This is a genomic window from Bacteroides luti (genome assembly GCF_900128905.1).
GTDB lineage: Bacteria > Bacteroidota > Bacteroidia > Bacteroidales > Bacteroidaceae > Bacteroides > Bacteroides luti.
In genome coordinates, this window is the sequence record NZ_FQTV01000011.1 from 139,527 (window position 1) to 162,149 (window position 22,623).

General features: G+C 35.9%; 37 protein-coding genes. 34 read left to right on the forward strand and 3 right to left on the reverse strand.

What is annotated here, in order from left to right; all coding sequences use genetic code 11:
- Positions 1-18 precede the first annotated feature (18 nt).
- The 31 genes from rpsJ (at position 19) to BUC21_RS11425 (ending at position 15,854) form a co-directional block, all read left to right on the forward strand.
- The gene (rpsJ, locus tag BUC21_RS11275; protein ID WP_073402422.1) at positions 19-324 is read left to right on the forward strand and encodes a 30S ribosomal protein S10; all 306 of its coding nucleotides are present in this window, start codon (positions 19-21) and stop codon (positions 322-324) included.
- A gap of 18 nt (positions 325-342) precedes the next feature.
- A complete protein-coding gene (gene rplC, locus BUC21_RS11280) occupies positions 343-960 on the forward strand; it encodes a 50S ribosomal protein L3 (protein ID WP_073402424.1) in 618 nt (205 codons plus the stop codon).
- A complete protein-coding gene (gene rplD / locus BUC21_RS11285) occupies positions 960-1,598 on the forward strand; it encodes a 50S ribosomal protein L4 (RefSeq protein WP_073402426.1) in 639 nt (212 codons plus the stop codon). Before rplC ends, rplD begins: the two co-directional genes overlap by 1 nt.
- Before the next feature lie 3 nt (positions 1,599-1,601).
- The gene (rplW, locus tag BUC21_RS11290) at positions 1,602-1,892 is read left to right on the forward strand and encodes a 50S ribosomal protein L23 (protein ID WP_073402428.1); all 291 of its coding nucleotides are present in this window, start codon (positions 1,602-1,604) and stop codon (positions 1,890-1,892) included.
- A gap of 5 nt (positions 1,893-1,897) precedes the next feature.
- The gene (gene rplB, locus BUC21_RS11295) at positions 1,898-2,722 is read left to right on the forward strand and encodes a 50S ribosomal protein L2 (RefSeq protein WP_073402430.1); all 825 of its coding nucleotides are present in this window, start codon (positions 1,898-1,900) and stop codon (positions 2,720-2,722) included.
- A gap of 20 nt (positions 2,723-2,742) precedes the next feature.
- Positions 2,743-3,012 carry a 30S ribosomal protein S19 gene (gene rpsS / locus BUC21_RS11300; protein ID WP_073402432.1) on the forward strand — a complete coding sequence of 90 codons (270 nt, stop codon included), beginning with the start codon at positions 2,743-2,745 and terminating at the stop codon, positions 3,010-3,012.
- Between the two features lie 41 nt (positions 3,013-3,053).
- Complete coding sequence (gene rplV, locus BUC21_RS11305; protein WP_073402434.1) at positions 3,054-3,464, forward strand: 50S ribosomal protein L22; 411 nt, start codon at positions 3,054-3,056, stop codon at positions 3,462-3,464.
- Between the two features lie 5 nt (positions 3,465-3,469).
- Positions 3,470-4,201: a 30S ribosomal protein S3 gene (rpsC, locus tag BUC21_RS11310; RefSeq protein ID WP_073402436.1), complete on the forward strand. Its 732-nt coding sequence runs from the start codon at positions 3,470-3,472 to the stop codon at positions 4,199-4,201.
- Between the two features lie 24 nt (positions 4,202-4,225).
- A complete protein-coding gene (gene rplP, locus BUC21_RS11315; RefSeq protein ID WP_073402438.1) occupies positions 4,226-4,660 on the forward strand; it encodes a 50S ribosomal protein L16 in 435 nt (144 codons plus the stop codon).
- Positions 4,661-4,665: 5 nt separating this feature from the next.
- On the forward strand, positions 4,666-4,863 hold the full coding sequence (gene rpmC, locus BUC21_RS11320) for a 50S ribosomal protein L29 (protein ID WP_073402530.1): 198 nt from the start codon (positions 4,666-4,668) through the stop codon (positions 4,861-4,863).
- Between the two features lie 8 nt (positions 4,864-4,871).
- Positions 4,872-5,129 carry a 30S ribosomal protein S17 gene (gene rpsQ / locus BUC21_RS11325; RefSeq protein WP_073402528.1) on the forward strand — a complete coding sequence of 86 codons (258 nt, stop codon included), beginning with the start codon at positions 4,872-4,874 and terminating at the stop codon, positions 5,127-5,129.
- A 2-nt stretch (positions 5,130-5,131) separates the two neighbouring features.
- Entirely contained in the window at positions 5,132-5,497 is a 366-nt protein-coding gene (gene rplN, locus BUC21_RS11330) for a 50S ribosomal protein L14 (RefSeq protein ID WP_073402440.1), read from the forward strand.
- 20 nt (positions 5,498-5,517) lie between these two features.
- Positions 5,518-5,838: a 50S ribosomal protein L24 gene (gene rplX, locus BUC21_RS11335; RefSeq protein WP_073402442.1), complete on the forward strand. Its 321-nt coding sequence runs from the start codon at positions 5,518-5,520 to the stop codon at positions 5,836-5,838.
- Positions 5,838-6,395, forward strand: coding sequence for a 50S ribosomal protein L5 (gene rplE / locus BUC21_RS11340; protein ID WP_073402444.1), 558 nt, complete (start codon positions 5,838-5,840; stop codon positions 6,393-6,395). The genes rplX and rplE overlap by 1 nt, the downstream gene beginning before the upstream one ends.
- Positions 6,396-6,401: 6 nt before the next feature.
- Positions 6,402-6,671 (forward strand): 30S ribosomal protein S14, encoded by a 270-nt coding sequence (gene rpsN / locus BUC21_RS11345; protein WP_073402447.1) that lies wholly within the window; start codon positions 6,402-6,404, stop codon positions 6,669-6,671.
- 52 nt (positions 6,672-6,723) lie between these two features.
- Complete coding sequence (gene rpsH, locus BUC21_RS11350) at positions 6,724-7,119, forward strand: 30S ribosomal protein S8 (protein ID WP_073402449.1); 396 nt, start codon at positions 6,724-6,726, stop codon at positions 7,117-7,119.
- 17 nt (positions 7,120-7,136) lie between these two features.
- Positions 7,137-7,691: a 50S ribosomal protein L6 gene (gene rplF / locus BUC21_RS11355; RefSeq protein WP_073402451.1), complete on the forward strand. Its 555-nt coding sequence runs from the start codon at positions 7,137-7,139 to the stop codon at positions 7,689-7,691.
- Positions 7,692-7,712: 21 nt separating this feature from the next.
- Positions 7,713-8,057: a 50S ribosomal protein L18 gene (rplR, locus tag BUC21_RS11360; RefSeq protein ID WP_073402453.1), complete on the forward strand. Its 345-nt coding sequence runs from the start codon at positions 7,713-7,715 to the stop codon at positions 8,055-8,057.
- A gap of 5 nt (positions 8,058-8,062) precedes the next feature.
- Complete coding sequence (gene rpsE, locus BUC21_RS11365; protein WP_073402455.1) at positions 8,063-8,581, forward strand: 30S ribosomal protein S5; 519 nt, start codon at positions 8,063-8,065, stop codon at positions 8,579-8,581.
- A gap of 9 nt (positions 8,582-8,590) precedes the next feature.
- On the forward strand, positions 8,591-8,767 hold the full coding sequence (gene rpmD, locus BUC21_RS11370; RefSeq protein ID WP_073402457.1) for a 50S ribosomal protein L30: 177 nt from the start codon (positions 8,591-8,593) through the stop codon (positions 8,765-8,767).
- A gap of 31 nt (positions 8,768-8,798) precedes the next feature.
- The gene (gene rplO / locus BUC21_RS11375; protein ID WP_073402459.1) at positions 8,799-9,245 is read left to right on the forward strand and encodes a 50S ribosomal protein L15; all 447 of its coding nucleotides are present in this window, start codon (positions 8,799-8,801) and stop codon (positions 9,243-9,245) included.
- A 4-nt stretch (positions 9,246-9,249) separates the two neighbouring features.
- Entirely contained in the window at positions 9,250-10,596 is a 1,347-nt protein-coding gene (gene secY / locus BUC21_RS11380; RefSeq protein ID WP_073402461.1) for a preprotein translocase subunit SecY, read from the forward strand.
- 10 nt (positions 10,597-10,606) lie between these two features.
- Positions 10,607-11,404, forward strand: coding sequence for a type I methionyl aminopeptidase (gene map, locus BUC21_RS11385; protein ID WP_073402463.1), 798 nt, complete (start codon positions 10,607-10,609; stop codon positions 11,402-11,404).
- A gap of 1 nt (position 11,405) precedes the next feature.
- On the forward strand, positions 11,406-11,624 hold the full coding sequence (infA, locus tag BUC21_RS11390; RefSeq protein WP_073402465.1) for a translation initiation factor IF-1: 219 nt from the start codon (positions 11,406-11,408) through the stop codon (positions 11,622-11,624).
- Between the two features lie 11 nt (positions 11,625-11,635).
- Positions 11,636-11,752, forward strand: coding sequence for a 50S ribosomal protein L36 (gene rpmJ, locus BUC21_RS11395; RefSeq protein WP_073402467.1), 117 nt, complete (start codon positions 11,636-11,638; stop codon positions 11,750-11,752).
- A gap of 33 nt (positions 11,753-11,785) precedes the next feature.
- A complete protein-coding gene (gene rpsM, locus BUC21_RS11400) occupies positions 11,786-12,166 on the forward strand; it encodes a 30S ribosomal protein S13 (protein WP_073402469.1) in 381 nt (126 codons plus the stop codon).
- A gap of 11 nt (positions 12,167-12,177) precedes the next feature.
- Entirely contained in the window at positions 12,178-12,567 is a 390-nt protein-coding gene (gene rpsK, locus BUC21_RS11405; RefSeq protein WP_073402471.1) for a 30S ribosomal protein S11, read from the forward strand.
- A gap of 115 nt (positions 12,568-12,682) precedes the next feature.
- A complete protein-coding gene (gene rpsD / locus BUC21_RS11410) occupies positions 12,683-13,288 on the forward strand; it encodes a 30S ribosomal protein S4 (RefSeq protein ID WP_073402473.1) in 606 nt (201 codons plus the stop codon).
- An 11-nt stretch (positions 13,289-13,299) separates the two neighbouring features.
- Positions 13,300-14,292: a DNA-directed RNA polymerase subunit alpha gene (locus BUC21_RS11415; protein WP_073402475.1), complete on the forward strand. Its 993-nt coding sequence runs from the start codon at positions 13,300-13,302 to the stop codon at positions 14,290-14,292.
- Between the two features lie 3 nt (positions 14,293-14,295).
- Complete coding sequence (gene rplQ, locus BUC21_RS11420; protein WP_073402477.1) at positions 14,296-14,781, forward strand: 50S ribosomal protein L17; 486 nt, start codon at positions 14,296-14,298, stop codon at positions 14,779-14,781.
- A gap of 545 nt (positions 14,782-15,326) precedes the next feature.
- The gene (locus tag BUC21_RS11425) at positions 15,327-15,854 is read left to right on the forward strand and encodes a hypothetical protein (RefSeq protein WP_073402479.1); all 528 of its coding nucleotides are present in this window, start codon (positions 15,327-15,329) and stop codon (positions 15,852-15,854) included.
- A 280-nt stretch (positions 15,855-16,134) separates the two neighbouring features.
- On the opposite strand, the gene BUC21_RS11430 is transcribed toward BUC21_RS11425, so the two are convergent.
- Positions 16,135-17,949: a MutS family DNA mismatch repair protein gene (locus BUC21_RS11430; protein WP_073402481.1), complete on the reverse strand. Its 1,815-nt coding sequence runs from the start codon at positions 17,947-17,949 to the stop codon at positions 16,135-16,137.
- Between the two features lie 299 nt (positions 17,950-18,248).
- Between BUC21_RS11430 and BUC21_RS11435 the strand changes: the two genes are divergently transcribed.
- A complete protein-coding gene (locus BUC21_RS11435; protein ID WP_083547681.1) occupies positions 18,249-18,869 on the forward strand; it encodes a glycine zipper domain-containing protein in 621 nt (206 codons plus the stop codon).
- A gap of 1 nt (position 18,870) precedes the next feature.
- On the opposite strand, the gene BUC21_RS11440 is transcribed toward BUC21_RS11435, so the two are convergent.
- A complete protein-coding gene (locus BUC21_RS11440; RefSeq protein WP_073402485.1) occupies positions 18,871-19,569 on the reverse strand; it encodes a glutamine amidotransferase-related protein in 699 nt (232 codons plus the stop codon).
- A gap of 170 nt (positions 19,570-19,739) precedes the next feature.
- Here BUC21_RS11440 and BUC21_RS11445 point away from each other — a divergent pair, with 170 nt between their 5' ends.
- A complete protein-coding gene (locus BUC21_RS11445; protein ID WP_073402487.1) occupies positions 19,740-20,357 on the forward strand; it encodes a cyclodeaminase/cyclohydrolase family protein in 618 nt (205 codons plus the stop codon).
- A 95-nt stretch (positions 20,358-20,452) separates the two neighbouring features.
- Here BUC21_RS11445 and BUC21_RS11450 read toward each other — a convergent pair whose 3' ends face one another.
- Positions 20,453-21,733, reverse strand: a complete 1,281-nt coding sequence (locus BUC21_RS11450) for an O-acetylhomoserine aminocarboxypropyltransferase/cysteine synthase family protein (protein WP_073402489.1) — start codon at positions 21,731-21,733, stop codon at positions 20,453-20,455.
- Positions 21,734-21,958: 225 nt separating this feature from the next.
- Here BUC21_RS11450 and BUC21_RS11455 point away from each other — a divergent pair, with 225 nt between their 5' ends.
- Positions 21,959-22,621 carry a TetR/AcrR family transcriptional regulator gene (locus BUC21_RS11455; RefSeq protein WP_073402491.1) on the forward strand — a complete coding sequence of 221 codons (663 nt, stop codon included), beginning with the start codon at positions 21,959-21,961 and terminating at the stop codon, positions 22,619-22,621.
- Positions 22,622-22,623: the final 2 nt, after the last annotated feature.

The following is a 22,623-nucleotide window of genomic DNA, read 5'->3' on the forward strand; positions in this document are numbered from 1 at the left end:
TTATAGTTAAAAATAAATATGAGCCAAAAAATTAGAATTAAGTTGAAGTCTTACGATCACAACTTGGTTGACAAGTCAGCTGAGAAGATCGTAAGAACTGTGAAGACTACAGGTGCCATCGTAAGTGGCCCTATACCTCTTCCTACGCACAAGCGTATCTTTACAGTGAACCGCTCTACTTTTGTTAACAAAAAATCCAGAGAACAATTTCAATTGTCTTCATTCAAAAGATTGATTGACATTTATAGCTCTACAGCTAAGACTGTTGACGCTTTGATGAAGCTGGAATTGCCAAGCGGAGTAGAAGTAGAAATTAAAGTTTGATAATTAAAAAAAAGTGAAATGCCAGGATTATTAGGAAAGAAAATCGGAATGACATCCGTTTTCAGTGCCGATGGTAAAAATGTACCATGCACTGTTATCGAAGCAGGTCCTTGTGTTGTTACTCAACTGAAAACAGTTGAAAAAGATGGTTACGAAGCTGTTCAAGTAGGTTTCCAGGAAAAAAAGGAAAAACATACTACTAAGCCATTAATGGGACACTTCGCTAAAGCCAAAGTAACACCAAAGAGACACTTGGCCGAGTTCAAAGAATTTGAAAATGAACTTAATCTAGGAGACACAATCTCTGTAGAGTTGTTTAATGATGCAGTATTTGTAGACGTTATTGCAACTTCTAAGGGTAAAGGTTTTCAGGGTGTAGTTAAAAGACACGGATTTGGTGGTGTTGGACAGTCTACTCACGGACAGCACAACCGTTTACGTAAACCGGGTTCTATCGGTGCTTGTTCTTACCCAGCAAAAGTATTCAAAGGAATGCGAATGGGTGGACAAATGGGCGGTGACAGAGTTACTGTTCAAAATTTGCGAGTTTTAAAAGTTATTCCAGAACACAACCTTTTATTGATTAAAGGTTCTATTCCGGGATGCAAAGGTTCAATCGTAATAATTGAGAAATAATGGAAGTTAACGTATATAACATTAAAGGTGAAGACACTGGAAGAAAGATTACGTTAAATGAATCAATCTTCGGAATTGAGCCTAATGACCATGCTATTTATTTGGATGTAAAACAATTTATGGCTAGTCAACGTCAGGGAACTCACAAATCAAAAGAAAGAAGTGAACTTTCAGGTAGTACTAGAAAGTTGAAAAAACAAAAAGGTACTGGTGGAGCACGTTCTGGTGATATTAATTCACCTGTATTTGTTGGTGGTGCAAGAGTTTTTGGTCCTAAGCCAAGAGACTATTTCTTTAAGTTGAATAAGAAAGTTAAGTCTTTAGCTAGAAAATCAGCTTTATCTTACAAGGCTCAAGGTAATGCTATTGTAGTTGTTGAAGATTTCTCTTTTGAAACTCCAAAGACTAAAGATTTTGTAGCATTGATAAATAATCTTAAAGTTTCTGACAAAAAGTTACTTTTTGTATTATCAGAACCAAATAAAAACGTATATTTGTCGGCTCGTAATATCGAGAGAGCTAATGTATTAACTGTCGCTGGATTAAATACTTACAATGTATTGAATGCTGGCGCATTGGTGCTTACTGAAAGTTCTCTTTCAGCTATTGACAGTATCTTAATGAAAAAGGAGGCTTAAATAATGGGAATTATTATTAAACCGTTAGTTACAGAGAAAATGACTGCTGCATCTGAAAAGTTAAATCGTTTCGGATTTATCGTGCGTCCTGAAGCTAACAAATTGGAAATTAAGAGCGCAGTCGAAGCATTATACAATGTTACAGTTGTTGATGTAAATACAATTCGTTATTCCGGTAAGAATAAAAGTCGTTATACAAAGGCTGGAATGATCAATGGTAGAACAAATGCTTATAAAAAAGCAGTTGTGACATTGAAAGAAGGAGATACTATTGATTTTTATAGCAATATTTAATAAAAATGGCAGTACGTAAATTTAAGCCCACAACACCGGGGCAAAGACATAAAATTATTGGTACTTATGAGGAGATAACTGCATCAGTACCAGAAAAATCTCTTGTGTTTGGTAAGCTTTCTTCTGGTGGTCGTAACAACGAAGGAAAGATGACTATGCGCTATATTGGCGGTGGTCATAAGAAGAAAATCAGAATCGTTGATTTCAAGAGAAATAAAGACGGTGTTCCGGCAGTAGTAAAAACAATAGAATACGATCCGAATCGTTCGGCTCGTATCGCTTTGTTATTTTATGCCGATGGTGAAAAAAGATATATTATTGCTCCCAATGGATTACAAGTAGGTAATACTCTTATGTCAGGTGAGAATGCAGCGCCAGAGATTGGTAATGCACTTCCTTTACAAAATATCCCTGTTGGTACTGTAATTCATAACATTGAGTTGCGTCCTGGTCAAGGTGCTGCTTTGGTTAGATCTGCAGGTAATTTTGCTCAGTTGACTTCAAGAGAAGGCAAATATTGTGTTATTAAATTGCCTTCTGGTGAAGTAAGACAAATACTTAGTACATGTAAAGCTACAATTGGTAGCGTTGGTAACTCTGATCATGGATTGGAATGCTCTGGTAAAGCTGGACGTTCAAGATGGTTAGGTCGTCGTCCTCGTAACCGTGGTGTTGTTATGAACCCAGTTGATCACCCAATGGGTGGTGGTGAAGGCCGCGCTTCTGGAGGTCATCCAAGATCTCGTAAGGGATTGTATGCTAAGGGCTTGAAGACTAGAGCTCCAAAGAAGCAATCTTCTAAGTATATTATTGAGAGAAGAAAAAAGTAATCTGATTAATTGAGTAAACTATGAGTCGTTCATTAAAAAAAGGTCCTTATATTAATATTAAGCTTGAAACAAAAGTGCTTGCTATGAATGAGTCAGGCAAAAAAGCTGTTGTTAAGACTTGGGCTAGAGCTTCAATGATTTCGCCTGATTTTGTTGGGCATACTATTGCAGTTCATAACGGAAATAAATTTATTCCTGTTTACGTTACCGAAAACATGGTTGGGCACAAGTTAGGAGAATTCTCTCCTACTCGTACTTTCAGAGGCCATGCTGGTAACAAGAAACGTTAACAGGATATATTAAATCTGAAATAATAAAGTAATAAAAAATAATGGGAGCAAGAAAGAAAATATCGGCTGATAAAAGAAAAGAAGCCCTTAAAACCATGTATTTTGCCAAATTGCAAAATGTTCCGACCTCTCCACGTAAGATGCGTCTTGTGGCTGATATGATCCGTGGTATGGAAGTGAACAGAGCTCTTGGTGTTTTGAAGTTTTCATCGAAAGAAGCTTCTGCAAGAGTTGAGAAATTGTTGCGCTCTGCTATTGCTAACTGGGAACAGAAAAACGAACGTAAAGCAGAAAGCGGTGAATTATTTGTAACAAAGATTTTTGTTGATTGTGGAGCAACATTGAAAAGAATGAGACCAGCACCACAGGGGAGAGGTTACAGAATTCGTAAACGCTCAAATCACGTGACTTTGTTCGTTGATTCTAAGAGTACTAATGATAATCAAAATTAAGCTAGATGGGACAAAAAGTTAATCCAATAAGTAACCGTTTAGGAATTATCAGAGGATGGGATTCCAATTGGTATGGTGGCGATAATTATGGTGATTCTTTGCTAGAAGATAGCAAGATTCGTAAATATCTTAATGCAAGACTTGCAAAAGCAAGCGTATCAAGAATAGTTATTGAGCGCACACTGAAACTTGTTACAATAACCGTATGTACAGCCCGTCCAGGTATTATCATCGGTAAGGGTGGTCAGGAAGTTGATAAGTTAAAAGAAGAGTTGAAGAAGATCACTGATAAAGATATTCAAATTAATATCTTTGAAGTAAAAAGACCTGAGTTAGATGCTGTAATTGTAGCAAATAACATTGCTCGCCAGGTAGAGGGTAAGATTGCTTATCGTCGTGCTATTAAAATGGCTATCGCAAATACAATGCGTATGGGAGCAGAAGGTATCAAAGTGCAAATTTCAGGACGTTTGAATGGAGCTGAAATGGCTCGTTCTGAGATGTATAAGGAAGGAAGAACTCCGTTACACACATTTAGAGCAGATATTGACTATTGTCATGCTGAAGCATTGACTAAGGTTGGACTTCTTGGTGTGAAAGTTTGGATTTGTAGAGGTGAAGTTTTTGGCAAGAAAGAACTTGCTCCTAACTTTACTCAAAGCAAAGAAGGAGGCCGTGGTAATGCAGGTAGCAGAGACGGTGGGAAAAACTTCAAAAGAAAGAAAAATAATCGCTAAAACGAATTTGAATTTTAGGAAATTATGTTACAACCGAAAAAGACAAAATTCAGAAGACAACAAAAGGGTCGCATGAAAGGTAATGCCCAAAGAGGCAACCAACTCGCTTTTGGTTCTTTTGGTATAAAAGCTTTGCAAAATAAATGGATTACAGGTAGACAAATTGAAGCTGCCCGTATTGCTGTTACTAGATATATGCAACGTCAAGGCCAGATTTGGATCAGAATATTTCCGGATAAACCTATTACAAAGAAACCAGCCGAAGTACGTATGGGTAAAGGTAAAGGTAGTCCTGAAGGATTTGTAGCTCCTGTTACTCCTGGTAGAATTATGATTGAAGTAGAAGGCGTATCTTATGAAATCGCTAAAGAAGCATTGCGTTTAGCAGCTCAGAAGCTTCCTGTCACTACTAAGTTTATAGTAAGACGTGATTATGATACTCAAAATCAAAATGCATAATGTTTATGAAAATTGCAGAAATTAGAGAAATAAATACCAAAGAACTGGTAGAAAGAATTGAGGCTGAAGTAGCCGGCTATAACCAAATGGTGTTAAACCATTCTATCTCCCCTTTGGATAATCCTGCACAAATAAAACAGTTACGCAGGACGATTGCGCGTATGAAATCAGAATTACGCCAAAGAGAACTTAACAATAAATAATGGGTTTGATGGAAGCTAGAAATTTAAGAAAAGAAAGAACTGGGGTTGTTCTTAGCAACAAAATGGATAAAACTATTACTGTTGCAGCTAAGTTTAAAGAAAAACACCCTATCTATGGTAAGTTCGTAAGTAAAACGAAGAAATACCATGCTCATGATGAAAATAATGATTGTAACATTGGTGACACTGTTAGAATCAGTGAGACTCGTCCTTTGAGTAAGACAAAGAGATGGAGAGTAGTTGAAATAATTGAAAGAGCTAAGTAATTATGATACAAACAGAATCCAGACTTACAGTATGTGACAACAGTGGAGCTAAAGAAGTTTTGTGTATCCGTGTTTTGGGTGGCACAGGACGTCGTTATGCTTCTGTTGGGGATGTTATTGTAGTTTCAGTAAAAAGTGTTATCCCTTCGAGTGATATTAAAAAAGGTGCAGTGTCTAAAGCTTTGATTGTACGTACAAAGAAAGAAATCCGTCGTGCTGATGGTTCGTACATTCGTTTTGATGATAATGCTTGTGTTTTGTTAAATAACGCAGGTGAAATTAGAGGAAGTAGAATCTTTGGACCGGTTGCGAGAGAACTTCGTGCTACAAACATGAAGGTTGTATCATTAGCACCAGAGGTACTTTAATTTTGTAAAAGATTTAAGTAATGAGTAAATTACATATTAAAAAAGGCGACACAGTTTTGGTCAATGCCGGTGAAGATAAAGGCAAAACTGGACGCGTGTTGAAAGTTCTTGTTAAAAAAGGACGTGCAATTGTTGAAGGCATGAATTTGGTATCTAAAAGTACTAAACCAAATGCTAAGAACCCTCAAGGTGGTATTGTAAAGCAAGAAGCTTCTATACATATCTCTAACTTAAACCTTGTAGATCCGAAGACTGGAAAAGCAACACGTGTTGGGAGAAAAGAAAGTTCTGATGGAACTTTAGTGCGTTATTCTAAAAAATCAGGAGAGGAGATTAAGTAATGAGTAATACTGCTAGCCTTAAGAAAGAATATGCAGAGCGTATTGCGCCTGCATTAAAAGAGCAATTTCAATATAGCTCATCTATGCAAGTTCCAGTTCTTAAAAAGATTGTTATCAATCAAGGTTTAGGATCTGCTGTTGCTGATAAGAAAATTATTGAAGTTGCAATAAATGAGATGACTGCGATTACTGGTCAGAAAGCTGTAGCTACAATTTCTCGTAAGGATATTGCAAACTTTAAGTTACGTAAAAAAATGCCTATCGGTGTGATGGTTACTTTACGTCGTGAAAGAATGTATGAATTCCTAGAAAAATTGGTTCGTGTTGCTTTGCCTCGTATTCGTGACTTTAAAGGTATCGAAAGTAAATTTGATGGTAAAGGTAACTATACTTTAGGTATTCAGGAACAAATTATTTTCCCTGAAATCAACATTGATAGTATTACTAAAATTCTTGGTATGAACATAACTTTTGTTACAACTGCTCAGTCAGATGAAGAAGGATATGCTTTATTGAAAGAATTTGGTTTACCTTTTAAAAACTCAAAAAAAGACTAATATATTATGGCAAAAGAATCAATGAAAGCTCGCGAAGTAAAGAGAGCAAAACTTGTAGCCAAATATGCTGAAAAGAGAGCTCAGTTAAAAAAAGACGGTGATTATGATGCATTACAGGCTTTGCCTAAGAATGCATCACCTGTTCGTTTACACAATCGTTGTAAATTAACTGGTCGTCCAAAGGGCTATATTCGTCAGTTTGGTATTTCAAGAATTCAATTTCGTGAAATGGCATCTAATGGTCTTATTCCCGGAGTTAAAAAAGCAAGCTGGTAAATTATTTTTTTAAATATTGTCAGGAATGCCTGATTAATTTAACAAATTTTATATGACTGATCCAATAGCAGATTATTTAACGAGGTTGAGAAACGCAATCGGTGCAAAGCACAGAGTTGTTGAAATTCCTGCCTCTAACCTTAAAAAGGAAATTACAAAAATCCTTTTTGAGAAAGGCTACATTCTTAATTACAAGTTTGTAGAAGATGGACCTCAAGGAACTATTAAGGTTGCCTTGAAGTATGATTCCGTTAACAAAGTAAACGCAATCAAAAAATTGATTAGAATATCTTCTCCAGGTTTACGTAAGTATACTGGATACAAAGATATGCCACGTGTTATTAATGGTTTGGGTATTGCTATAATATCTACTTCCAAAGGTGTAATGACTAACAAAGAGGCTGCTGAGCTTAAGATTGGCGGAGAAGTCTTGTGTTATGTATATTAATTTAGGAGGAATAAGCAATGTCTAGAATAGGAAAATTACCCATTAGTATCCCAGCAGGAGTATCTGTTACTCTGAAAGATGATGTGGTTACTGTAAAAGGACCAAAGGGAGAATTAAGTCAGTATGTTAATCCGCTTATTAAAGTGGAGGTAGCTGATGATCAGATTTTATTGACTCGTAATAGCGATGAAAGACAAGAAAGAGCATTTCATGGTCTTTATCGTTCTTTGATTAATAATATGGTTGTTGGTGTTTCTGAAGGTTACAAGAAAGAGCTTGAGTTAGTTGGTGTTGGTTACCGTGCAACAAACAATGGTAACATTATCGAATTTGCTCTTGGTTATTCACATAATATTTTCTTGCAATTGCCTTCAGAAGTTAAAGTTGAAACAAAGTCTGAAAGAAATAAGAATCCTCTTATCATTTTAGAATCTTGTGACAAACAGTTACTAGGTCAAGTTTGTTCAAAAATACGTTCTTTCCGTAAGCCAGAACCATATAAAGGTAAAGGTATTAAATTTGTTGGAGAAGAAATTCGCAGAAAATCGGGCAAATCAGCCGGTGCTAAGTAATTTACATAAATTTGTATTATCATGACAACAAAAATAGAAAGACGAATTAAAATTAAATACAGAGTACGTAATAAGATCTCTGGTACTACCGGATGTCCACGTATGAGTGTGTTTAGAAGTAACAAACAAATCTATGTTCAAATCATTGATGATTTGTGTGGAAAAACTTTAGCTTCTGCTTCTTCTCTTGGACTTGAAGAAAAATTAGCAAAGAAAGAACAAGCTGCTAAAGTTGGCGAATTAATCGCTAAAAAAGCGCAGGAAGCAGGTATTACAACTGTTGTATTCGATCGTAATGGTTACTTATATCATGGGAGAGTAAAAGAGGTAGCTGATGCTGCTCGTAACGGTGGACTTAAATTTTAATTATTATGGCAGGAATAAGTAATCGATTTAAAATATCAAGTGATATTGAGCTTAAAGACAGATTAGTTGCTATTAATCGTGTTACAAAAGTAACAAAGGGTGGTAGAACTTTCAGTTTTTCTGCAATAGTAGTTGTTGGTAACGAAGATGGTGTTATTGGTTGGGGACTTGGTAAAGCTGGTGAAGTAACTGCAGCAATCGCTAAAGGTGTTGAGTCAGCTAAAAAGAACTTAATTAAAGTGCCAGTTTTGAAAGGAACCGTTCCTCATGAACAAACTGCAAGATTTGGCGGTGCTGAAGTATTCATTAAACCAGCTTCACACGGTACAGGTGTTGTAGCAGGTGGTGCTATGCGTGCAGTACTTGAAAGCGTTGGTGTAACTGATGTTTTGGCTAAATCTAAAGGTTCTTCTAATCCTCACAATCTTGTTAAAGCTACAATTATAGCTTTAGGTGAGATGAGAGATGCAAGAACTGTAGCTCAGAATAGAGGTGTTAGTATGGATAAAGTATTTAGAGGATAAGGAGGAAATATGTCAACTATTAAGATCAAACAAATTAAAAGTAGAATTGGTGCTCCAGCTGATCAAAAGAGAACGCTTGATGCATTAGGACTTCGTAAATTGAATCGTGTGGTTGAGCACGAAGAAACTCCTTCAATTCTTGGTATGGTAGCGAAAGTTAAACACTTGGTAACCATCATTAAGTAATTTATTGTTGAATAATAAAACTAATTACAATATGAACTTAAGTAATTTAAAACCTGCAGAAGGATCTACCAAAACAAGAAAAAGAGTCGGACGTGGCTCTGGTTCAGGCTTAGGTGGTACTTCTACAAGAGGTCACAAAGGAGCAAAATCAAGATCTGGTTATTCTAGAAAGATTGGTTTTGAAGGTGGACAGATGCCTCTCCAACGTCGTGTCCCTAAATTTGGTTTTAAGAATATAAATAGAGTAGAATATAAAGCCTTAAATCTTGATTCTTTGCAAAAACTAGCTGAAGCTAAAAGTTTGTCAAAAGTTGGTATTAATGACTTTATTGAAGCTGGATTTATCTCTTCAAATCAATTAGTGAAGATTTTAGGTAATGGTAGCTTGACAAGCAAACTTGATGTAGAAGCTAATGCTTTTTCAAAGAGTGCAGTTGCTGCCATTGAGTCTTTAGGTGGAAATGCTGTAAAACTCTAATTCAATGAGAAAAGCTATTGAAACATTAAAAAATATATGGAAGATTGAGGATCTGAGACAACGGATCCTCATCACTATATTATTTGCAGCGATTTATCGTTTTGGTTCCTTTGTAGTTTTGCCAGGCATTAATCCTGGAATGTTAACTCAACTGCATAAGCAAACTAGTGAAGGTCTATTAGCTTTGTTGAACATGTTCTCTGGAGGAGCATTTTCTAATGCTTCTGTTTTCGCTTTGGGTATTATGCCTTATATCTCTGCTTCAATTGTTATTCAACTTTTAGCAATTGCAGTCCCTTATTTTCAGAAACTGCAACGTGAAGGAGAAAGTGGTAGAATAAAAATTAACCAGTATACTCGTTATTTAACTATAGCAATATTATTGTTTCAAGCTCCTTCTTATTTGATGAATTTGAAAGCACAAGCTGGTCCTTCTTTGAATCCTTCATTGAACTGGACTTTATTTATGATAACTTCTACAATCATTTTGGCTGCTGGAAGTATGTTCATATTATGGCTTGGTGAGAGAATAACAGACAAGGGTATAGGCAATGGTATTTCATTAATTATCATGCTTGGTATTATCGCGCGTCTTCCAAAGGCTCTATCTCAGGAAGTTGTGTCTCGTACTACTGATACTGGTGCGGGTGGTCTAATCATGTTCTTATTTGAAATTGTCTTCTTGTTATTAGTTATTGCTGGTGCTATCATGTTGGTACAAGGTACAAGAAAAGTTCCTGTACAATATGCCAAGAGAATTGTTGGTAATAAACAATACGGTGGTGCTAGACAGTATATCCCTTTGAAAGTTAACGCTGCTAATGTAATGCCTATTATATTTGCTCAAGCTATTATGTTTATTCCAGTAGCTATTATTGGATATTCAAATGTGGCAAGTGCAAGTGGTGTTGCTCGTGCATTAACTAACCATACAGGATTTTGGTATAATTTTGTTTTTGCTGTTATGATTATTCTTTTCACATATTTCTATACAGCAATTACAATTAATCCTACCCAGATGGCAGAGGATATGAAGAGAAATAATGGTTTTATTCCAGGAATTAAACCTGGTAAGAAAACAGCAGAGTATATTGATGAGATTATGTCTCGCATAACTTTACCTGGTTCTTTATTCTTGGCTGCAGTAGCAATTATGCCTGCTTTTGCTGGTATATTTGGTGTTAAAGCTGAATTTGCTCAATTCTTCGGTGGAACTTCTTTGTTGATTCTGGTTGGGGTTGTACTTGATACTCTTCAACAAGTTGAGAGTCATCTTTTGATGAGACACTATGATGGATTGTTGAAATCTGGAAGAATTAAGGGACGTTCAGGCAGCGTTGCTGCGTATTAATCATTATAGAATGATATTTCTTAAAACTGAAGAAGAGATTGAACTACTACGAGCAAGTAATTTGCTCGTAGGTAAAGCATTAGCAGAAGTTGCAAAGCTTATAAAACCAGGTGTTACTACACGTGAGCTTGATAAAGTAGCTGAAGAGTTCATTAGAGATAATGGTGCAATTCCTACTTTTAAAGGATTTCCTAATCAATATGGTGATCCATTTCCAAGCACTCTTTGTACTTCTGTTAATGATCAAGTAGTACATGGTATACCAAATGATAATCCATTGGAGGATGGTGATATTGTTTCGATTGACTGTGGTACATTTATGAATGGTTTTTGCGGAGATTCAGCTTATACATTTTGTGTAGGTGATGTTGATCCGGAAGTTCGTAAATTATTAAAAGTTACAAAAGAGTCACTTTATGTTGGCATACAGAATGCTGTTGTTGGAAAACGTCTAGGTGATATCGGGTATGCAATACAACAATATTGTGAGTCTAATTCATATGGTGTCGTGAGAGAATTTGTTGGTCACGGTATTGGTAAAGATATGCATGAAGATCCTCAGGTTCCTAATTATGGGAAACGTGGATATGGCACATTACTTAAAAAAGGATTGTGCATAGCTATTGAGCCAATGATCACATTAGGTTCTCGCGAAATTGTTATGGAGCGTGATGGCTGGACTGTCAGAACCAGAGACCGCAAAGCAGCTGCACATTTTGAGCATACAATTGCTGTAGGTCCAAATGGTGCTGATATACTATCTACTTTTGATTATGTTGAACAAGTTTTAGGTGATAAAGCGATTTAATATGGCTAAACAATCTGCAATAGAACAAGATGGAGTTATAGTTGAAGCATTGTCTAACGCAATGTTTCATGTAGAGTTAGAAAATGGGCATGAGATTACTGCTCATATCTCGGGAAAAATGAGAATGCATTACATTAAAATTTTGCCTGGTGATAAAGTGAGAGTGGAGATGTCCCCTTATGATTTATCTAAAGGAAGAATCGTTTTTAGATATAAATAATAAAAAATAATATGAAAGTAAGAGCATCATTAAAAAAACGTACGCCGGAATGCAAAATCGTTAGACGTAATGGCTGTTTGTATGTTATTAATAAGAAAAATCCTAAGTATAAACAACGTCAAGGATAATTTATTATTTTTGCAAAAAAAATAATTTAATATATGGCTATAAGAATAGTTGGTGTAGATTTACCTCAGAACAAAAGAGGTGAGATAGCGTTAACCTATGTATATGGAATAGGTCGCAGTAGTTCAGCTAAGATTTTGGATAAGGCTGGAGTTGACAGAGATGTTAAAGTTAAAGATTGGACTGATGATCAAGCTGCTAAAATCCGTGAAATTATTGGCGCAGAATTTAAAGTAGAAGGTGATCTTCGTTCTGAAGTTCAACTAAACATTAAGCGATTAATGGATATTGGTTGCTACCGTGGTGTTCGTCACCGTATTGGCTTACCTGTTAGAGGTCAAAGTACTAAGAACAATGCACGTACACGTAAGGGTAGAAAGAAAACAGTTGCAAATAAGAAAAAAGCTACTAAATAATAATTGTTGATATGGCAAAAAAAACAGTCGCAGCTAAGAAAAGAAATGTAAAGGTTGATGCTAATGGACAATTACATGTTCATTCATCATTCAACAACATTATTGTTTCTTTAGCAAACAGTGAAGGTCAGATTATCTCATGGTCTTCAGCAGGAAAGATGGGATTTAGAGGTTCTAAAAAGAACACTCCTTATGCAGCTCAGATGGCTGCACAAGATTGTGCAAAAATTGCATATGATCTTGGCTTGAGAAAAGTTAAAGCATATGTAAAAGGACCAGGAAACGGTCGTGAATCAGCTATCAGAACTATTCATGGTGCCGGTATTGAAGTTACTGAAATTGTAGACGTAACCCCACTTCCACATAATGGTTGTCGTCCTCCAAAAAGAAGGAGAGTCTAAAATTTCTTTATTTTAAATATGATACTTGATTTTGTTATTGGATTACATTTTCCTTTCTGTAATCGCGGCTGCAACAGATTAAGTTCATTAACAAACAATTAAATATTAAAAAAAAATGGCTAGATATACAGGTCCTAAATCAAGAATTGCACGTAAGTTTGGTGAAGGTATCTTCGGTCCTGATAAAGTATTATCAAAGAAGAATTACCCTCCTGGACAACACGGAAATTCTAGAAAGAGAAAAACTTCAGAATATGGTATCCAACTTCGTGAAAAACAAAAAGCGAAATATACTTATGGAGTTTTAGAAAAACAATTCCGTAATCTATTTGAAAGAGCTGAAAGTGCTAAAGGTATTACAGGTGAGATCCTTGTTCAACAATTGGAACTTCGTCTTGATAATATCGTATTCCGTTTAGGTATCGGAAATACACGTGCAGCAGCTCGCCAGTTGGTAAGTCACAGACACATCACTGTTGATGGAAAAGTAGTTAATATTCCTTCTTATTCAGTTAAACCAGGTCAGGTTATTGGCGTACGTGAAAGATCTAAATCTATGGAAGTGATTGCAAATTCACTTGCAGGTTTTAATCACAGCAAATACCCATGGTTAGAATGGGACGAAACTTCTAAGGTTGGCAAATTATTGCATGTTCCTGAAAGAGCAGACATTCCTGAAAACATTAAAGAGCAGTTGATTGTAGAGTTGTATTCTAAATAATAATTAATTTCATGGCTATATTAGCATTTCAAAAACCTGATAAAGTATTGATGTTAGAGGCAGATGCAAAATTCGGTAAATTCGAATTTCGTCCGCTGGAACCTGGATTTGGTATTACTGTGGGTAATGCTTTGCGCCGTATTCTTCTCTCTTCATTAGAAGGTTATGCCATCACTACTATTAAAATAGAAGGTGTTGAGCACGAATTTTCAACTGTTCCAGGAGTCAAGGAAGACGTAACTAACATTATTTTGAATCTGAAACAAGTAAGATTCAAGCAAGTGGTTGAAGAGTTTGAAAGTGAGAAGGTCACTATCTCTGTAGAAAATTCTACTGAATTTAAGGCAGGTGATATAGGCAAGTATTTGACTGGATTTGAAGTGTTAAATCCTGAATTAGTTATTTGCCATTTAGATTCTAAAGCTACAATGCAAATTGATATTACAATTAATAAAGGTCGTGGATATATTCCTGCTGATGAAAATCGCGAATATTGTACCGATGTTAATGTAATTCCAATTGATTCAATTTATACACCTATCCGTAACGTAAAGTACGTTGTAGAAAACTTCCGTGTTGAACAGAAGACTGACTATGAAAAATTGGTACTTGAAATTACAACAGATGGTTCTATTCACCCAAAAGATGCGCTTAAAGAAGCTGCAAAAATTCTTATTTATCACTTTATGCTGTTCTCTGATGAAAAGATTACTCTTGAAAATACAGATGTTGACGGTAATGAAGAATTTGATGAAGAAGTATTGCACATGCGTCAATTATTGAAAACTAAGCTTGTTGACATGGACTTGTCAGTTCGTGCTCTTAACTGCTTGAAGGCTGCTGATGTTGAAACATTGGGAGACCTTGTAGTGTTCAATAAGACTGATCTTCTTAAGTTCAGAAACTTTGGTAAGAAATCGCTTACTGAGCTTGATGATTTGCTCGAAAGTCTGAATCTGTCGTTTGGAACCGATATTTCTAAATATAAATTAGATAAAGATTAAAAAATGAGACACAATAAAAAATTCAATCATTTAGGTCGTACTGCTTCTCATAGAGGTGCAATGTTATCTAACATGGCGTGCTCTTTGATTAAGCACAAAAGAATCACTACGACTGTTGCAAAGGCAAAAGCTTTGAAGAAATTCGTTGAGCCTTTAATTACTAAGTCTAAAGATGATACAACAAATTCTCGTCGTGTTGTTTTTAGTAACTTACAAGATAAAATCGCTGTAACAGAATTGTTCAAAGAAATCTCTGTGAAGATTGCTGATCGTCCAGGTGGTTATACTCGTATTATCAAAACTGGTCACCGTTTAGGTGATAACGCAGAAATGTGTTTTATCGAACTAGTTGATTACAACGAAAATATGGCGAAGGAAAAAGTTGCTAAGAAAGCTACTCGTACTCGTCGTTCTAAGAAAGCTGCTGACTCTGCTGCTGTTGAAGCTCCAGTTGAAGCTGCTCCTGCTGAAGAAGCAAAAGCTGAATAATATACACCAATATATTCATATAAGGGAATGTCTTTTAATAAGATGTTCCCTTTTTTGTTATATATACTTCTTATTGATTTTCATCAAAATAATTATATTCTATATTTCTAGCTTCTTTGGAAAACTTGAGGAGTTTAAATTTTAAGCAAAAATATACTCTAATTTTGATATGGAGAGTTTTGTATCTCTTAAGTTTATTAATCCGATTCTGCCCCCCTTTCTCTATAATGATTTTGTAAATGCACAGTTTGAAACAGCTCTTTCTCTGCTATAATTCTTATAAATAATTAGCATAATGATATTGTGTTGTGCTTAAGTAATATTCGGTATTTGCTTTTATTCTGATTTACTCATGTATTATTTTACCGTCTACCAGTTTAAGCTTAAAATTAGTCTTAATTATTCCTTTTTTCTTCAATAACTTGTTTGTCTCAAATTATTATTTATCTTTGTGGAAAGCCTTAAATTTTGTGAATTATATTTTGATTGCTTCGTTTAGTTGCCAGTTTATTTTTGATTAATGTGAAATATAACCTTTGAATACTATGGAGAAAAAATTAATTGAGAAACATCTTTTTGAATCCAGTCATCAGGATGTTGAGCAACGTACTAATATTTCAAGTGCGTTTTTGGCTGTTTTACTAATCTTGCTAAGTGCTGTTTCCTTAATCGTTTATAGTCAGTTAGACAGAGTTGCTGCTGCTATAACGCTTACACTTTTGTTTCTTGCAGGTTGTTTTCTTCTCATTGGTATATATATCTTGTTTTGGAAATCCAAAATATTGGTTTATGGGCCTACCGGGAGCAAAGTTATGAAGGAATCTCTGTTCTTTGAGATTGGCGAATTGAATAAACTGGAAAAAATGATTAAGTCTGGAGTCTTTACCGGAGCAGTTCAATCTAATGAAAAGGGGAGTGTGAGGCTTGATATTCTAAAATCAGAAGATGGAAAGTTTGTAGCGCTTCAGTTATTTCAGTTCTCTTTATACAAATTTACTGTCAATACACCAATTACTTATTTCCATGGAGAGCAAGCCGAGGAAGTTTCTGCTTTCTTAAGTAAATTGGGATAGGTATAAATTGCATGAATAGAATACACGTAGGTGTTTCTATTATTCAGCATGAATAAAATGTTCTTGCACTTACTTAGCAGATTAGAATCTGGGGCAAAAGTGCATGCCGTAGAGGCGATGGGCTATAAATTACATCAGACTTAGTAGTCCAGAAAGCTTGTGCGCAGTTGCAAGATGTAATTGAGGTATGTACAATAACTTATAATCTGGGGATAGCTGTTATCGATAGCTAACCCCATTTTTAAGCTTTTAATCAGTCGTGCGCGGATAAGCTTACAAGTTAGCTATCAATAACTGCTATCCCCATTTTTTTCATTAAGAAACAAGCATTCATATTTTGAGCCACACCGTCTTTTAGCAGATACGAAAAGTTTAGTTCATTATCTTTCACCTCCGCTTCAAAGCAATAGTTGCTAATGTCTTCTGGATAATGATCGATTAATGAGCCCAACAACAGATCGTGAGTGGCAATAATTCCATTGGCATTAAGTGACATAAACTGTTTAATCAGTGCAAACGAACCTTTTTGCTTGTCCATTGAATTTGTTCCCTTTAGAATTTCATCCAGAATAATGAATAATTCTTCTTTATTTTCAAGTTTATCAATAATCAGCTTCAGGCGTTTTAGTTCTGCAAAGAAATATGATTCATTATCTGTAAGTGAATCAGTGGTTCTCAGACTGGTGATTAGCTGAGCCGGATATATTTCCATCTCTTTGGCACACACTGGAGACCCAATGCAAGCTAAAAGATAATTCACACCGATTGTGCGCAGATAGGTACTTTTCCCTGCCATATTTGCTCCCGTAATAATAACAAAATACGGGCGTTTGGGAATATCAACATCATTCTTTATACATTTACTTCGGTTCATTAATGGATGTCCCATTTCTGTAACCTTAAGAGCGAATGGTTTATTGTTAATGACCGGGTAGTTATATCCGGGATGATTAAAAGCAAAAGTAGATAGCGAACAAAGAGCATCTATCTCTCCAACAGCTTTCAGCCACACCGGAAGTTTATCTGCATGCTCCTCTTTCCATGATTCAATTTTGATAATCTGACGAAGTTCCCAGAAAAGAAATCCATTAAGCAGTGCTGTTACCAGAATATTATTCCGTTGGTCGAGCGCATTCATTAGTTTTGCCAACTTATTAACGGCAACTGAAGCTGATTTCTCGTTCTTTCCAAGCATCTGCTTAACTTCTTGCAATGCCTTACTTTTCGTTTCAAACTTTTCTATCATCTCAATCAGTCCGGCATAGGTCGTCAGAATCTGAAGTTTCTTTCCATACGAAATCTGCACCTTTGTAATACGGTTGGAAAGCCGCATGCTGCAAATAACAAAAAAGACAAAAGAAGCGCCCAGTAAATTGAAAGATACGATGCCGGCTATTGCAAGAGCAAGAATAATGAAGTTGACAGCCGGAACTATATAAGTTAGCGTTCTAAGAAAGCGATTCTCCTTAAATAAACTTTTGCTTTCAGCCCACTCTTTAATTTTTTCTCCGTCGGAAATATCTCCTTTATACAATAAACCTAAAATGCGGAACCTTTGACGAAATCTAAGTTCCGGAGCTAATTCGCGTACGGCTTCCTGACGCTTCTCGATCAGATCTTTATTTTTCAGGTGATTGTTGAACCAATCTGCCAGAAGATTCTTTCCGAATAAAGTCGATGTACGGTTTATGTACTGGAATAATGAGTTGTTTCCGAACAAGTCCAGATCATAAGAATATAAGTGAGCAGAGTTAATAAATTCCTTTCCATCATCGAATGCCGAGAAATTATAATCAATAGCCGACAGCTCTTGTTGATTAACCCCTATCTTCTTTTCCAGATAATCTTTTTTGTAGAATAGACGATTATGGTGTTTAACTAATGCCAGAAAAGGAACAAAAGTGCATGCTATAACACCACAGATAGAAAGCCATCCGGCCGTAAAGAAATAAATAACTCCTGTAACTCCGGCAATAAACAGAAGTACCCGTATTGTACTGATGCGGTAGATCTTCTTTTTAACCTCGGTAAGTTTGCCTTGAGTTTCTTTTATAATCTGCTTATACGTATTGCTTATCTTTTCTAAATTGCTCATTCTGTTTGCCTTAATAATTCTTATTGATGCAAAGGTAGAGAAAATAAAGTTCATGCTTCTTTTTTGTTTATGACTTTTAACGCCACAGTTAAGCTAATGTTTAACTATATCTTTTTAGAAAGCAGTACAGCTAAATATAATATAGAGTACATATAATATATAAAAGATGTACACTTAATTCCATTTTTGCCTAATCTGTTAAAGAAGTATATAACCATGTTTTGCATAAACATTGATGCAATAAATGCTTATCTTTGTATGTGTTTCAGGCTATTAATGATTAGTAATACATTAATAATATGAAGAAGTTATTGATTTATTCGATTAGTGCGCTCCTTTTATCAGGATGTGGTTCTATGGATCAGGTATCTCGATCTATAGTGGCTACTCAAACAGGTGCAGCCCTTGGAAGTATTGCTGGTTCTATTATTGGAGACAATATTGGCGGTTATAGAGGATCTTATTTAGGATCATTTGTAGGATCTGCTGCCGGTGCCATGATTGGCGCAAGCATTGTAGCAAGACAGCAGGAAGAAACAGATCGGAAAGCGGTTATTGTGTCTAATTCATCTCCGGATCTCGTTATCCGTGATATTCGTCTGCAGGATGAAAACTGGAACAGAAAAGTAGAGCCTAATGAAAACTGTCGTCTTATTTTTGAGATATATAATGAAGGCGGACAGACAGCATACGATGTAAAGCCTATAATTAAAGGACTGAAAGGAACGCGAAATCTCATTTATTCGCCACCGCTCATAATTGATAATATCAAACCCGGTGAAGGAGTACTCTATAAAGTTAATCTTATGGCGTCATCCGGAGTAAGAACTCAGGAAGCAGTCTTTGAAATTTATCTTGAAGAAAGAAATGGCTTTGATACTCCAAAGGAAGAATTTTCTATCCGTACACAAGGAGAATAGCCTAAATAAGGCTAATCATCCAGCGTGCGGCATTTTCTCCCATAGCCGATAAAGTCTCAATGCTTTTCAAGGCTTCTTCCTTCACAGCTTGTGGCTCGTCTTCTGCCCGGTACTGAATTACGTGTCGACCATAATCTTTTGTATACTCAGGGTGCCCTTGAAAAGTAAGAATATGGTTTCCTATGATGAATCCTTCGTTCGGGCAAAAATCGCTGCTGGCAAAGAGTGTTGCTTCCTTTGGAAGTTCCATAACCTGATCGTGATGATTATAATGCATATTCATAAATCCATCAGGAAAGAACTTTTTTGCTTCGGGTAAAACTATCTGGGAAGTTCTTATTCCAGTTCCCCATCCTTTATCCGATTTTTCGACTACTCCACCCAATGCTTGTGCAATAACCTGATGGCCGAAACAAACTCCGATAAGTTTTGCACGGACTTCGTGAGCTTTTCGGATAAAATTAATCAATTCCTTAATCCAGAGAGTATCTTCATAAGCTCCGGCGCGGCTTCCCGGAATAAGGTATAATTCGTCCGTGCGGATCTCTTTAGGAATCTGACCTTTCTGAACGTCGTAAACTTGATATTCCATATCTTTCGAAACAGAATCAAATAGAGTGTAAAACATGGACTGATAAGACTCAATAAAGGAAGGAAGAACTCCTGTAAATGCGTCGCAAAGAAGAATGTTTAATTTCATAAATTCTATTTTGGATGGTAATTATCTGCAAAGTAACTTCCTTTTTTAGAATATGAGAAAGTTTTTCTTAATTCTTTTGCCCTTAGAGCTAAAATCTTTATAAACAGTTGCTCATTGTTACGGAATCTTTTATCTTCGTCAGTATAATAACAAGATAAAAAGGAAGAATAATGTTATCAGACTTAACAATAAAAGAATATTTGGAGAAGACAGCGGGAAAGAATGCTGTTCCTGCCGGAGGTAGCGCATCAGCGCTAAGTGCTGCTTTGGCTGCTTCTCTAACAGAAAAAATAGCTAATCTTATTGCCTCTAAGCAAGAAAATGAAGATGCCAAAGCCGAAATGGAAGAGATATCGGAACGAATGAATGCCCTGCGTGAGGAATTTACTCAGTGTATTGATCGTGATGTGGAAGCTTACCAGGAACTTGCGAATGCATATAAAATGCCGGAAGAGACTGAAGATGATAAAAAAGATCGTGATGAACAGATTCAGAAATCGATTCTAATTGCTGCAATGAGACCTTTTGACGTGGCCGAGATGGCTGTGCTGATGATGGATTTTATTTTTGAAGTAGCTAAGCAAGCAGATAAAAAGACTATTTCCGACGTTTGTGCTGCAATGTCTCTAGCTCGTAGTGCGGTTTTTGGTTCATCACTTATAACAAAGGAAAATATACTTCAGTTAAAAAGTAAAGGTATAGTGATTGAACTGACAAAGAAATCGGATGATTTTCAAAAGCTTGCATTCCAAAAAGAACAGGAACTGCTCGATTGGATAAGGAAATAGGAAGATTTTGTGATTTCCTGAAAAGGTACTGATATAAACAGTAATTCCCCGATATCTGCTTTGGATTCGGGGAATTATTGTTTTTTACTGATATATTATTGGCCTAATGCTTGTTCAATATCAGCAATAATATCGTCGGCATTTTCAATACCTACAGAGAAGCGAATTAAGTCGGGTGCAACTCCGGCTTCAATTAATTGCTCGTCACTAAGCTGACGGTGAGTGTGACTTGCTGGGTGAAGTACACATGTGCGCGCATCGGCAACATGAGTTACAATAGCAGCCAATTTTAAGCTATCCATAAATTTAATAGCAACATCACGTCCGCCTTTCAATCCAAATGCAATTACCCCACAAGAACCGTTTGGTAAGTACTTTTGTGCCAGATCATAATATTTGCTGCTTTTCAATCCGCTGTAATTAACCCATGCTACTTTGTCGTTTTGTTCAAGGTATTCAGCAACTTGTTGAGCATTTCGGCAATGCTGCGGAACTCTTAAGTGAAGAGTTTCAAGTCCGATGTTAAGTAAGAATGCATTGAATGGAGACTGAACAGAACCTAAATCACGCATCAGTTGTACTGTAGCTTTCGTAATATAGGCATTCTTTCCAAAGCTTTTAGTGTAAGTCAATCCGTGGTAAGAATCATCTGGTTGTGTTAATCCCGGGAACTTATCTGCATGTGCATCCCAGTCAAAATTTCCGCTGTCAACAATGGCACCGCCTACAGAAGTGGCATGTCCGTCCATGTATTTAGTTGTAGAATGAACAACAATATCTGCTCCCCATTCAAACGGGCGACAGTTAATTGGAGTAGCGAAAGTGTTATCAACAATCAAAGGTACTCCATTACTGTGAGCAATTCGTGCAAATTTCTCTATATCGAGTACATTCAATCCGGGATTAGAGATTGTTTCACCGAAAAGTGCTTTTGTATTTGGTTGAAATGCTTTTGAGATTTCTTCTTCACTACCATCCGGATCAACAAAAGTAACTTCAATGCCCAGCTTTTTCAATGTTACGCCAAACAAATTGAATGTTCCTCCATAAATAGTAGATGCACTTACAATGTGATCTCCTGCAGAACAAATATTAAAGATGGCATAAAAATTAGCCGATTGTCCTGATGAAGTAAGCATTGCTGCAACTCCGCCTTCGAGGGCTGCAATTTTAGTAGCTACCGAATCATTGGTAGGATTTTGTAAACGGGTGTAGAAATATCCACTTTCTTCCAGGTCGAATAATCGGGCCATCTGATCGCTGGTTTCGTATCTGAAAGTAGTACTCTGATATATGGGAAGCACACGAGGTTCTCCTTTTTTAGGTTCCCATCCAGCTTGAACGCATATTGTTTCCGGTTTAATTTTCTTAGTCATTTTATATAATGTTTTTAAGTGGTCTGTGATTTTATGACTACAAAAGTACACAAATCCTATGGAAGATTATTAGTAGCCCATTTAATTATTTCATTATGAGCCGCAATAAATGCTGCTTTTATTTAATAAAAGCCGGAAAACTATTTTTGTTGTTTGAGTTTTCATGCTATATTTGTAACCAAAATAGAATGAATAAACAAGTATATAAAAATAAACAAATATAGAATGCCCGGAACTGAAAATAAACAGAATGATATAAAGCCTGAACTTAGAGAACGAATAATTGCTGCAGCACTGAAATCTTTTACAATGAATGGGATAAAAAGTGTAACAATGGATCATATTGCTTCTGATCTCGGAATTTCAAAACGTACCTTGTACGAGATGTTTGAAGACAAAGAAACATTGCTATTGGCATGTGTGCAGTTACAAATTGAAGAGAAAGAAAAATTTGAAATCAAAGTTTTGTCAGAAACAGACAATGCGCTTCAGGTTATTCTTATATTATATAAAACATACATTGAAATCTTTTATAAAATAAATAAAAGATTTTTTGAAGATCTAAGTAAATATCCAAAAGTAAAAGAACTTCTAAGCAATAAACTCGACAAGAACAGAACCAAAGCGATTGATTTCTTTAAAAAAGGTACAGAACAAGGACTTTTCAGAGATGATATTGATTTTGAGATAGTTTATTTCCTATTACATAAGCAAGTGGAATTTCTTATAAATAGCGATATGCTTAAATCGTATTCGTTGGTTGAAGTTTATGAGTTAATCATGTTTACGTTCTTGCGTGGAATATCAACAAATAGGGGACAACAAATATTAGAAGAATTTATTAGTGAATACAGAAAACAAAATATAAATCAGTCTGGACAGATTTAAAC